This is a genomic window from Providencia sp. PROV116 (genome assembly GCF_028482485.1).
GTDB classification, from domain to species: domain Bacteria; phylum Pseudomonadota; class Gammaproteobacteria; order Enterobacterales; family Enterobacteriaceae; genus Providencia; species Providencia rettgeri.
Genome location: NZ_JAMPQO010000005.1, coordinates 1 through 11954, shown reverse-complemented (window position 1 = coordinate 11954; position 11954 = coordinate 1). Strand labels below are relative to the sequence as shown.

Here is an 11954-nt window from a genome sequence, read left to right as displayed (position 1 = left end):
TATAATTGCTAATTCTATCTTTTAATATACCATTTAGATGGTTGATGACAGTTGTAATCTTACCAACTGAAACTAATAAGGTATCCCAATAATGGAAAGTTCATTTACACCGACTGAAGAGCTACTCAATGCTCGTGTAGAACAACAAGATTCACATGAAAGTCCTATTCCGTATCAAGAAATTCTGCTAACACGCTTATGCATGCATGTTCATGGGAAATTACTTGAAACTCGGAATAATATGTTAAGGTCTCAAGGTATTAATGAAACACTGTTTATGGCGCTCATGATCCTTGATACAAAAGACTCCCGCAGTATTCAGCCATCTGAACTCAGTGCTGCTCTTGGTTCCTCAAGAACCAATGCGACACGAATTGCAGATGAACTGGAAAAAAATGGTTGGATTGAACGCAAAGAAAGTCACAACGATAGACGTTGCCTTCATCTACACCTCACAGAAAAAGGGACTGAATTTTTAAATGGTCTATTGCCACCTCAACACAGCGCATTAATTGATATTTGGTCTGTTTTAGATACTGATGAAAAACAACAGCTTGACACGCTGATGCGTAAATTACTGACAAAACTAGATACTATAAAAGATTGACCACAGAAATTGCAAGGTTAATGTATTTGAGCCATTCTTTAGCTCAAAGCTGAAAAAATACTTTTCAGCCAATAATATTTCATTATCCTTTCAGCCTTATGCTTTACGATATCCCATCAAACAGCAAAATCATTTGTAGTCTCAGTTTCCAGTGGTTAATACCTAACTACTGGAAACAACCGTGATCCTTATCCATAGAAGTGGAGAAATACGAGTATGAGTTCCCCTGAGGAAATGCAACAAACGCAAACTCCCCAACGAAATAAAAAAAGACAACGCAAAAGTGCGCTTATCTTTTTGACTCTATTATTTATTATTATAGGCGTTGGCTGGGTGGTCTACTGGTATCTCGTTCTTCGCCACTATGAATCAACTGACAACGCTTATGTCGCGGGTAACCAAGTACAAATACAATCCCAAGTTTCTGGGAGCGTTATGACAGTCAATGTGGATAATACCGATTTCGTGACAAGTGGAACTGTTTTGGTTGAACTAGACCCACGTGATGCAGAATTAACACTCGATAAAGCAAAAACAGAATTAGCGAACAGTGTACGCCAGACTCGTCAGCACATGGTTAATAGCCGCCAGCTACAAGCCAATATCGACGTAAAACGGTCTGAATTAAACCGCTTACAGAATGATTTAAAACGTCGCGAAGTTTTAGGCAGTAGCCATGTCATCGGTAAAGAAGAACTACAACACGCAAGAGAAGCCGTTGTCAGTGCAAAAGCAGCATTAGACATGGCAATAGAGCAATATAATGCTAATCAAGCCATTGTTTTGAATACCGCAATTGAAAAACAACCCGCAGTAGAACAGGCCGCGACACAAGTTAGAAACGCTTGGCTCACCCTACAACGGACGAAGATCGTCAGCCCTGTTGATGGCTATGTTTCACGTCGCAGTGTGCAAGTGGGTTCACAAATCACCCCTTCAACACCATTAATGGCCATTGTCCCTTCCAATGGTATGTGGATTGATGCGAACTTTAAAGAAACACAACTTGCGGACATGCGTATCGGCCAACCTGCGAAAGTCACGACTGATTTTTACGGTAAAGATATCGTGTTTAACGGTACTGTAGTTGGGCTTGATATGGGAACAGGTAGCGCATTCTCTTTATTACCTGCACAAAATGCCAGTGGTAACTGGATCAAGGTAGTCCAACGCCTCCCCGTGCGTATTGCCTTAGATGAAACTCAGCTTGAAGAGCATCCACTACGTATCGGTTTATCCACCGAAGTTACGGTTGATACATTAGATAAAAACGGCAAAGTGCTTTCTAAAGGGATGCGCGCTACCCCTGCTTACCATACTGCTGCATTAGCTGTGGATATGTCTCCTGCAGACAAAATAGTTACTGAGATAATTAATAATAACCTAGGAAATCAATAGGTGGAGGTGCAATCGTGACGACAGCACCTTTAACGGGATCAAAACTCGCATGGATGACGATTGCCCTTTCGTTGGCAACATTTATGCAAGTTCTTGATTCCACAATTGCTAACGTAGCTATTCCGACCATTGCTGGAAATTTAGGGGCTTCCAACTCACAAGGAACATGGGTAATAACCTCTTTTGGTGTTGCCAATGCAATCTCCATCCCTGTTACTGGTTGGTTAGCGCGTAGAATCGGTGAAGTCAGGCTATTTTTATGGTCCACTGGCTTGTTCGCTTTAACTTCATGGCTGTGCGGTATTTCTGGCAGCCTAGAGATGTTGATCTTATTTCGTGTTTTACAAGGTTTAGTCGCAGGGCCTCTCATTCCTTTGTCTCAAAGCCTGCTGCTTAATAATTATCCTCCAGCCAAGCGCAACATGGCCCTCGCCCTTTGGTCAATGACTATCGTTATTGCTCCTATTTGCGGACCAATTCTTGGTGGTTATATTAGTGATAACTACCATTGGGGCTGGATATTCTTTATCAATGTGCCATTTAGTATTGCAATCATTTTTGCCATCATGCGTACCTTAAAAGGCCGTGAAACTAAAATATCTATTCAGCGTATTGATACTATTGGTTTGGTACTATTAGTTGTCGGTATTGGTGCTTTACAAATCATGCTTGACCAAGGCAAAGAGCTGGATTGGTTTAACTCGACTGAAATTATCGTCCTAACCGTTATTGCCGTTGTCGCTATCGCCTTTTTAATTGTCTGGGAACTCACCGATGACCATCCTGTCATCGACTTATCCCTATTTAAAGAACGCAATTTTACGATCGGCTGTTTATCCCTAAGTTTGGCTTACATGCTCTATTTCGGGACGATTGTACTACTGCCGCAATTGCTACAAGAGGTTTATGGCTATACTGCGACCTGGGCTGGGCTAGCCTCTGCTCCTGTAGGGTTATTACCGCTACTGATTACGCCAATTATAGGGCGTTTTGGTAACCGAATTGATATGCGTTATTTAGTTACATTCAGCTTTATTATCTATGCGGTTTGTTACTATTGGCGTGCTTATACATTCGAACCTGAAATGAGTTTCGCTGAAGCCGCTTGGCCACAATTTGTACAAGGCTTAGCTATCGCTTGTTTCTTTATGCCTTTGACAACCATTACATTATCTGGTCTACCACCAGAGAAAATGGCCTCTGCATCCAGTTTATCGAACTTCACTCGTACCTTAGCTGGAGCCATCGGGACATCAATTACCACAACTATGTGGACCCAAAGAGAGTCAATGCATCATGAAAACCTCGCTGAATTTGTTAACCCATACAACCCAAATGTCCAACAGATGTACAGCGAGCTGGCAAAAATTGGTATGAATGAGCAGCAAAGTGCGGCATACCTCGCTAAAACGATTACTGACCAAGGACTGATTATGTCAGCAAATGAGATATTTTGGCTCTCAGCTGGAATTTTCATCCTACTAATGGTCATTGTATGGTTCGCTAAGCCACCATTTGGGGCAGGTTCGAAAGACGGCGGCGGTGCTCATTAATCAGCCCAGCCCCATATAATTTTATGGGGTTCTCTGAAGCTATTGGAAAAATACTCGTGCTGATTCAGTAAGTTGTCTTTGTGACAGAAATAAAAAAGCCATACAGAGTGGGATATGCATCCTTTATGTATGGCCTTATTTTTTTATAAAACGTGAGGGTTATTTAACTTGGTTTTGTTGCCACCACTGAGCCAACATAATTCCCGTTGCAACAGAGACATTCAAGCTTTCCACTTTACCTGTTCCACCGATATACAGACTCATATCGCCTTGATCCCACGTGCTATCACTTAAACCATCACTCTCTTGGCCTAAAACTAATACCATTTTGGCGGGTAACTTCGCTTTTGCGAGATCTTGACTGCCTTTATGGCTGGAAGTCGTCACAATGGTATAACCCGCTTTGCGGAATTTATCTAAAGTATCGGTTAATCCATCGGCATCAATCGCTTTAATGTGCTCAGCACCACCTTCTGCAGTACGAATTGCTGCACCAGACTCTAGCATACCTGCATCCTGCAAAATCACCCCCTTGATACCGAAATGCGCACAGCTACGCATAATACCGCCCAGATTATGAGGATTTCCCACATCTTCCAGTGCTAATACGCAGTCATTACCTGTCGCTTGCTGCAAGTATGCATCTGCACTCATTCCACCACGTTTTTTGATGATAAAACAGACGCCACCATGATGTTCGGTTCCTGATGCTTTCGATAACTCTTCGTCATCTACCACGTGGTAAGCCTTGCGATTTGCCGCCATCCATTTTAACGCATCTCGAAAACGCGGCGTAACGGATTGTAAGAACCATGCACGAACAATCGCATCAGGGCGGTTTTTAAACATGGCTTGGCAGGCATTCTCACCATAGATACGAGTTTCTTCCTGGCGCTGCTTACGCAGTTGTTCAGGATCTATTTGACTCTTACCAACAATTCCGCCGTGGTCATTCGCTAATTCTTCGCTATCTGGCTTTGAAACAGTGCGCCATGGTGAACGTTCACGAGGTGCCTCATTTCGGTTATCGGAGCGACGCCCTTCACGACTTCCTTCAGGGCGATTTGAGCGGCCACCACGATCTTGACGGGCACCCTCTCGTCTATCGCCACCACGCTTGTCATTACCACGCCTATCGTCACGGCCACCGCCTCGGCGTTTATCATTACCTTTATTGTTGTCCTGCTCTTCACTGCGGACATACATCACTTTTACTTTGCCGTTTTTACCACTAAAATCATTCGAGTCGTTCATCACTATCCCCTACTAAGCTATGGCGCGAAGATTACATGATGTTGCATGGCTACGCTACCGATTCACGCTATTATCTCATCTAAAAGTTATTGAATATACTTCTATCGCATAGAAATCGTTTTGCGTACAATATGCGCTTTAATTTTAGGTCTAAAAAATATCACTCAACATGACTTCGAATGCCGTTTATCACCTGCGTCAACAGCGCCTCGCATTATCGACTAAACCGTTTAAAGCGCGAGGATGCCGAGTAAAACGTTGCCAATATTGCTTGTTACCTATCCCACAATGCCTGTGCCAAGACACCGTATCGTCACAAGCAAAAAGTCAATTCTGCTTGATTATGTTTGATGGTGAAGTATTTAAGCCAAGTAATACGGGAAAATTGATTGCGGATATTTTACCCGACACTTTGGCCTTTCAGTGGTCAAGGACAGAGCCTGATACCCAGCTACTGGCGGCATTACAAGACACCTCAAGGCAACCTTATCTTATTTTTCCAGAAAGCTACGCTCAAAATGAACGCGTTGTGGTCAATGAGCCTACTTTGTCGGATAAACCCGCTTTATTTATTTTACTCGATGGAACCTGGCCAGAAGCTCGTAAGATGTTTCGTAAAAGTCCTTATCTTAATGATATTCCAATACTTTCAATTAATACCAAAGCAAGAACAGACTATTTGTTACGCACCCCATCAAAAGAAGAACAGCATTGCACTGCTGAAGTTGCAGCTACCGTTTTAGAATTAGCAGGAGATTTAGACGCTTCACAACAACTCTTTAGCCATTTCAATTTGTTCCGTCAAAAATACCTTGAAGGAAAGCCGCATCACCCTATCGCACAGATGCTACTCACTGAATCTCACCTCTAACTATTTATTGGTACTATTTTTCTCTTTCTTTTCGAGCCTAGTACCATTAAATGATAACTTTTAGATCATCGTACTGATAAAACGTGAACGTGCTTGTATAAATTAATTAAACTCACCAGATAAACTAGCGCAATCGCAAAGATAAGGCATAGTATTCATAAGTATCACTCAGCCACTTTTTACCTATTGAACGCTTATCTCGTTCAGCAAAGCAAAGGGTTATCAACTATGGGTTTAGTCAGTCAGTTAGAATCTTTATTCAGGCCAAAGTCTATCGTTGTCGTTGGAGCATCTGAAAATCCTGGCCGAGCAGGTTCGGTGATGATGAAAAACCTACTTACCAGCGGCTTTAAAGGCCCTATTTTACCTGTTAACCCAAACCGAAACTCTGTCCTTGGCGTACTTGCTTATCCTTCCATAGATAAATTGCCACTCAAACCCGACCTTGCCGTTATCTGCACGCATTACTCACGTAATATCGCCTGTTTACAGCAATTAGGGGAAGCCGGCTGTAAAGTGGTTATTATTTTATCATCCCCTTCCATTCAGTTTAATGAATTAAAAAAAGTCGCCCAGCAATATCAAATTCGCCTATTAGGCCCGAATAGCCTCGGTTTTCTCGCCCCATGGCAAGGATTGAATGCCAGTTTCTCCCCGATTCCAATCTTAAAAGGGAAACTCGCGTTTATCTCGCAATCTGCTGCTGTATCAAATACCGTTCTGGATTGGGCAAGGCACCGAGACATCGGTTTTTCTTATTTTATTGCCCTTGGTGATAGCATCGATATTGATATTGACGATTTACTCGATTATTTAGCCCGTGATAGCAAAACCAGTGCCATTTTGCTGTATCTCGAAAGCATTAGTGATGCGCGACGTTTCTTATCTTCATCTCGCAGTGCTTCACGTAATAAACCTATATTGGTGATAAAAAGCGGTCGAACCCGCAAAGCACAAGAACTTCTAGGCGATAAACCGAGTCTAGATGCCGCTTATGACGCAGCAATCCAGCGGGCTGGGCTACTTCGCGTGCAAGATACTCACGAAATGTTTTCTGCGGTTGAAACATTAAGCTATATGACACCATTACGAGGTGAACGCCTCTCTATTATGAGCAACGGTTCTGCACCCGCAGCGATGGCATTAGACGAACTTCTCTTGCGTAGTGGCAAACTTGCAACGTTAAGTGTTGAAACAGAAAATGAATTAAGCTCACTGTTACCTCTTGATTTATCGACGCAAAACCCGATTGACTTGGGGGATGATTCCACTGTTGAACGCTATATCAATGTACTGAACAAAATGCTCGACAGCCACGACCATGACGCTTTATTGCTTATCCACACTCCCAGTGCGATAACGGAAAGTAAAACCATGGCAGAAAAAATTATTAAAACGATTAAGCAGCACCCACGAGGGAAATGGCTAACCATCTTAACCAACTGGTGTGGAGAATATTCATCTCAAGAATCTCGCCGGCTATTTAGTGAAGCTGGGATCCCAACCTACCGTACGCCAGAAGGGGCAATCACAGCATACATGCATATGGTGGAATATCGCCGTAACCAAAAACAACTCAAAGAAACCCCGGCCCTACCTATTGGTATTACAGCAAATACTCAACAAGCTCATGAATATATTCAACAAGCACTGGAAAGTAATAAGCTACACTTGGATACACACGAAGTTCAGCCTATTTTAAAAGCATATGGGTTAAATAGCTTACCCACATGGATAGCGCACTCTAGTAATGAAGCAATTGAAATTGCAGAAAAAATTGGCTATCCCGTCGCCTTGAAATTGCGTTCTCCTGATATTGTTCATAAGTCAGAAGTACAAGGGGTCATGCTCTACTTGCGTAATGCTAAAGAGGTAGAAGATGCCGCCAAAGCAATTATGGAGCGTGTTTCAACAAATTTCCCTAACGCACGAATTGAGGGCCTATTGGTACAAAGTATGGCCAATCGAGCTGGCGCTCAAGAACTTAGAATCGCTGTTGAGCTAGACCCTGTTTTTGGCCCTCTCATCATGTTAGGAGAAGGCGGTATTGAGTGGCAACAAGAAAGTCAAGCTGCTGTCGCTCTTCCCCCGCTAAATATGGCTTTAGCTCGCTACCAAGTTATTAATGCCATCAAAAGTTACAAAATCAAATCTCGAAGTGCTTTAGAACCCTTAAATATCATAGGATTGTCAGCTTTATTAGTGCGTGTTTCAAATTTAATTATTGACTGCCCGAATATTACAAGGCTAGACATTCACCCATTGCTTGCCTCAGGGGATGAATTTACGTTACTTGATGTCTCCATGACTCTAAGCCCAACAGATGATGCAACAACATCAAGGTTGGCAATTCGCCCTTACCCTAGTGAGCTCGAAGAAACGATTCATTTAAAAGAAGACCTTACTTGCTTACTACGTCCGATCCTCCCTGAAGATGAGCCTTTGCTAAAATCCTTTATAGAACAAGTTACTAAAGAGGATCTTTATTATCGCTACTTTAGCGAAATTAGCGAGTTTACCCATGATGATCTCGCCAATATGACACAGATTGATTATGACCGAGAAATGGCTTTTGTTGCGGTAAAAAAACCCAATACGACCCCTGAAATTATTGGTGTCACAAGGGCGATGGCAGATCCTGATAACCAAGAAGCTGAGTTTGCAGTACTGGTTCGTTCCGACATGAAGGGGCAAACGCTCGGTTATCAACTTATGCAAAAGTTACTTAACTATACTCGGAGCCATGGCATTAAAAAACTGACGGCAATAACTATGCCTGAAAACCGTAATATGATTAGCCTAGCGAAAAAACTCGGCTTTGAAATTGATGTTCAGTTTGAAGATGGAGTGGTTAATCTGACACTGCACTTATAGAAATATCCAAGAATACGGCTCAACTTGTATAGTAATTAAACAAGTCGTCAATTTATACTAAATGGTTTGGCTAAATATGCTATCATCCATAGATCATTCGCTTAAAAATGTGCGCAAAGCGAGTTGCTATTAGACTAATAAGAGAAAATTCACACTGTGATGTTGTCAAAATTAAAACAAGCAAAACATCAACAATATTTGGTCAGTTTGCCAAAACTATCTCAAGAAATTGCTGATGTAAAAACGCTATATAAGACAGAAGATTTTCGTGATGAACTGCTTAAACAAATCTCTCAGGCTCAAAATACTATCTACATAACGGCTTTGTATTTAGAGAAAGACGATGCAGGTAAAGACGTACTTCATGCTCTATATGCTGCAAAACAAGCTAATACATCATTGGATATCAAAATTCTCGTAGACTGGCACCGTGCTCAACGAGGCCGGATAGGGGCTGCTGCAAATGCCACAAACGCCGATTGGTATTACGATGTTGCAAAACATTACCCTGAAATTGAAATTCCTATCTACGGTATTCCTGTAAATACACGGGAAGCACTAGGTGTTCTGCACCTAAAAGGCTTTTTATTTGATGATACTCTGCTCTATAGCGGTGCAAGTATTAATGACGTCTATTTACAGCGTCATAATAAATACCGTTATGACCGTTATCACCTTATCAAAAACAGCCAACTTACCGCATCAATGAAAAAATTTATTGATGACGCATTACTACAGTCTGATGCCATTCATCTATTAAATACACCGAATCGGCCAAAAACAGCTGAGTTTAAGCACCTAATTAAGCAATTTCGATTGGGCTTACGGGGAGCGTCCTATCAATTTTCAGGGAACGCATCAAATGATGAGTTGTCTGTCACTCCCTTTGTTGGCCTCGGCAAGAAAAACGATTTAAACAGTGTTATCACTCATTTAATGGGTGCAACAAATAATAAACTAACAATCTGCACGCCTTATTTTAATTTACCTGCGGTGTTAGTCAGAGTTATTAGTCGGTTACTCCGTGATGGCAAACAAGTAGAAATTATCATTGGCGACAAAACTGCCAATGACTTCTACATTCCACCAGAAGAACCCTTTAAAATAATTGGTGCGTTACCATACCTTTATGAGATCAATCTGCGCCGTTTTGTTAGTCGCTTGCAACGCTTTATTGATAGCCAGCAGTTAACAGTTAGGCTCTGGAAAGACGCAGACAATACCTATCATCTAAAGGGGATGTGGGTTGATAATCACTGGCAATTGATCACGGGTAACAACTTAAACCCACGCGCTTGGGGGTTAGATCTTGAAAACGCAGTACTAATTCACGACCCAAAACAGCAATTGCAAGAGCAACGCAATCACGAGCTAGAGTGTATTCGAACTCATACTAAGGTTGTTAGCCATTTTCGTGAATTAGACAGCATTCAAACCTATCCTGTTAAAGTGAAAAAATTAATCCGACGTCTACGTCGAATACGAGTGGATCGGTTAATTAGTCGGATTTTATAATACATCTCAATTTAGCGTCACTTAAGTGGCGCTTTTTACATTCATCATCTGGATAATGATACCTAATATGTTTAAGCCGTTAATTTTTAGCTTACTTATATTTTCCATCACAGGATGCAGTGGTTTTCATTGGTCCAATGACAATTGGCAAGGCAAAGATAAAGCACAACATTTTGCATTTTCAGCCGCTATGGCTGCAGCGGGTAACGCTTATGCAGATAGACAAAATATGGAGCACAGAGAAGCGGCGCAGTTCGGGGTCTTGTTTTCAGTTTCATTAGGTGCCGCAAAAGAATTATATGATAGCCGGCCTGCTGGTACGGGGTGGAGTTGGCATGATTTTGCCTATGATGTTGCAGGGTCAATAGCGGGTTATAGTTTATATCAGTCCTTAAAGTAATCCTCTCCTTACTTCCCATTCTTTTAAATTCCCCTGCTATTTTCAATATTTCGCTCACCATCGAAGTATCTCTTAATTAACCCTTTATAGTTGAGCTCTCAATATTAAGGAGAGACTCATGATCGCAGTGATTTTCGAAGCCATCCCAGTACCAGAACAAAAAAATCGTTATTTTGAACTAGCCGGTCAACTAAAATCTGAACTTATGCGCATAGAAGGATTTATTTCGGTTGAACGTTTTCAAAGTATAACCACTGAAGGAAAAATACTCTCTCTTTCGTGGTGGGAAACAGAAGAAGCCGTAAAAAATTGGAAAAAACATTTCATGCATATTGAAGCGCAAGTTGAAGGACAACAAACCATTTTTTCTCATTATCGAATTCGAGTTGCCCATACCCTAAAGGATTACTCATTCCATAAAGAGGATAATTTTAATGTATGATATTCATGTGATTCTTGAAAACCAAGTAGGTGACCATAATAACAGGCTAATATTAATAACAGACAATAATATATTAACTGCTGAAGTTACAAAGAAGTGGGAAAACCTACCATATGATACCAAGCAAAAATAGTATTCTCATTGAAGAGAAAGAACCGTTAGAGAAATCTATCGCAAAAGTTGCATTTGCGATTGCTGACCCTTCAAGAGTCAGCATTTTGTGTGCATTAATGGATGGTAGGGCATGGACAGCAACAGAATTAAGTGCAGTTGCAGATATAGCACCATCAACAACGAGCGCACACCTCACTAAGCTATTAAATAGCCACTTAATTAGCTGTCTATCTCAAGGAAGGCACCGGTATTACCGACTTGCAGGCTCAGATATTGCCGAATTATTAGAAACATTAATGGGGGTATCCATGAAATTAGAGTATACCCCAACAATAGCAACACCTATTCATCTGCGAAAAGCACGTACTTGCTATGATCACTTAGCAGGGGAAGCTGCTGTTCAGATCTACGAATTTATGGATAAAAATGGTTGGTTTACCGCTAAAGAAAACAAGTTATCAGATATTGGTATGGCGCAATTTAAAAAATTTGGAATAGATATTATTCCTCATACAAAACGAAAAATAGCATGCGCTTGCTTGGATTGGAGTGAAAGACGTATGCACCTAGGAGGACTTGCAGGAGCCTTGCTACTACAATTCTTTGAAAAAAATAGATGGATAGATAAAGCAAAAGGCTATAGAGAAATTACTTTTACTTCCAATGGTAAAAAAGCTTTAAAACGTATTTTTGATATTAATATAGTTTAATCTAAAATAGGCATTATCGATAAAATTCAGTATGTTATCAACACAAAAAAGCCTCGCGATTTTTATCGCGAGGCTTCGATAAGTGGCGGAACGGACGGGACTCGAACCCGCGACCCCCTGCGTGACAGGCAGGTATTCTAACCAACTGAACTACCGCTCCACTTATTCTTTTGCCTTTCGGCTGTTTACCGCTAATTGAGCAATAAACCTTTAATT

Annotated in this window: 10 protein-coding genes and 1 tRNA gene; 9 read left to right on the top strand and 2 right to left on the bottom strand. The window is 41.4% G+C overall.

Translation table 11 applies throughout. The annotated features are described in order from the left end of the window. The first annotated feature begins 91 nt into the window (after positions 1 to 91). The 3 genes from mprA to emrB all read left to right on the top strand — a co-directional run bounded on the left by mprA (position 92) and on the right by emrB (position 3558). Positions 92 to 607, top strand: coding sequence for a transcriptional repressor MprA (gene mprA / locus PSE72_RS04280; protein ID WP_109913276.1), 516 nt, complete (start codon positions 92 to 94; stop codon positions 605 to 607). A gap of 216 nt (positions 608 to 823) precedes the next feature. Next, positions 824 to 2005, top strand: a complete 1182-nt coding sequence (gene emrA, locus PSE72_RS04275) for a multidrug efflux MFS transporter periplasmic adaptor subunit EmrA (protein WP_115167762.1) — start codon at positions 824 to 826, stop codon at positions 2003 to 2005. 14 nt (positions 2006 to 2019) lie between these two features. Further along, positions 2020 to 3558 (top strand): multidrug efflux MFS transporter permease subunit EmrB, encoded by a 1539-nt coding sequence (emrB, locus tag PSE72_RS04270; protein ID WP_115167763.1) that lies wholly within the window; start codon positions 2020 to 2022, stop codon positions 3556 to 3558. A 159-nt stretch (positions 3559 to 3717) separates the two neighbouring features. Here emrB and PSE72_RS04265 read toward each other — a convergent pair whose 3' ends face one another. Further along, entirely contained in the window at positions 3718 to 4812 is a 1095-nt protein-coding gene (locus PSE72_RS04265; RefSeq protein ID WP_115167764.1) for a tRNA/rRNA methyltransferase, read from the bottom strand. Positions 4813 to 4981: 169 nt separating this feature from the next. Between PSE72_RS04265 and PSE72_RS04260 the strand changes: the two genes are divergently transcribed. From PSE72_RS04260 to PSE72_RS04235, 6 genes are all read left to right on the top strand, one after another. Further along, complete coding sequence (locus PSE72_RS04260) at positions 4982 to 5683, top strand: tRNA-uridine aminocarboxypropyltransferase (protein WP_115167765.1); 702 nt, start codon at positions 4982 to 4984, stop codon at positions 5681 to 5683. A gap of 228 nt (positions 5684 to 5911) precedes the next feature. After that, the gene (locus PSE72_RS04255) at positions 5912 to 8557 is read left to right on the top strand and encodes a bifunctional acetate--CoA ligase family protein/GNAT family N-acetyltransferase (protein WP_115167766.1); all 2646 of its coding nucleotides are present in this window, start codon (positions 5912 to 5914) and stop codon (positions 8555 to 8557) included. Positions 8558 to 8716: 159 nt separating this feature from the next. After that, positions 8717 to 10072 carry a CDP-diacylglycerol--serine O-phosphatidyltransferase gene (gene pssA, locus PSE72_RS04250; RefSeq protein WP_217007951.1) on the top strand — a complete coding sequence of 452 codons (1356 nt, stop codon included), beginning with the start codon at positions 8717 to 8719 and terminating at the stop codon, positions 10070 to 10072. A gap of 67 nt (positions 10073 to 10139) precedes the next feature. Next, positions 10140 to 10472: a YfiM family lipoprotein gene (locus PSE72_RS04245; RefSeq protein WP_115167767.1), complete on the top strand. Its 333-nt coding sequence runs from the start codon at positions 10140 to 10142 to the stop codon at positions 10470 to 10472. Between the two features lie 118 nt (positions 10473 to 10590). Further along, complete coding sequence (locus PSE72_RS04240; RefSeq protein WP_115167768.1) at positions 10591 to 10914, top strand: antibiotic biosynthesis monooxygenase family protein; 324 nt, start codon at positions 10591 to 10593, stop codon at positions 10912 to 10914. 113 nt (positions 10915 to 11027) lie between these two features. Continuing rightward, entirely contained in the window at positions 11028 to 11738 is a 711-nt protein-coding gene (locus tag PSE72_RS04235; protein ID WP_115167769.1) for an ArsR/SmtB family transcription factor, read from the top strand. Between the two features lie 83 nt (positions 11739 to 11821). Here PSE72_RS04235 and PSE72_RS04230 read toward each other — a convergent pair. Further along, a tRNA-Asp gene (locus PSE72_RS04230) sits at positions 11822 to 11898 on the bottom strand. Between the last annotated feature and the right edge of the window lie 56 nt (positions 11899 to 11954).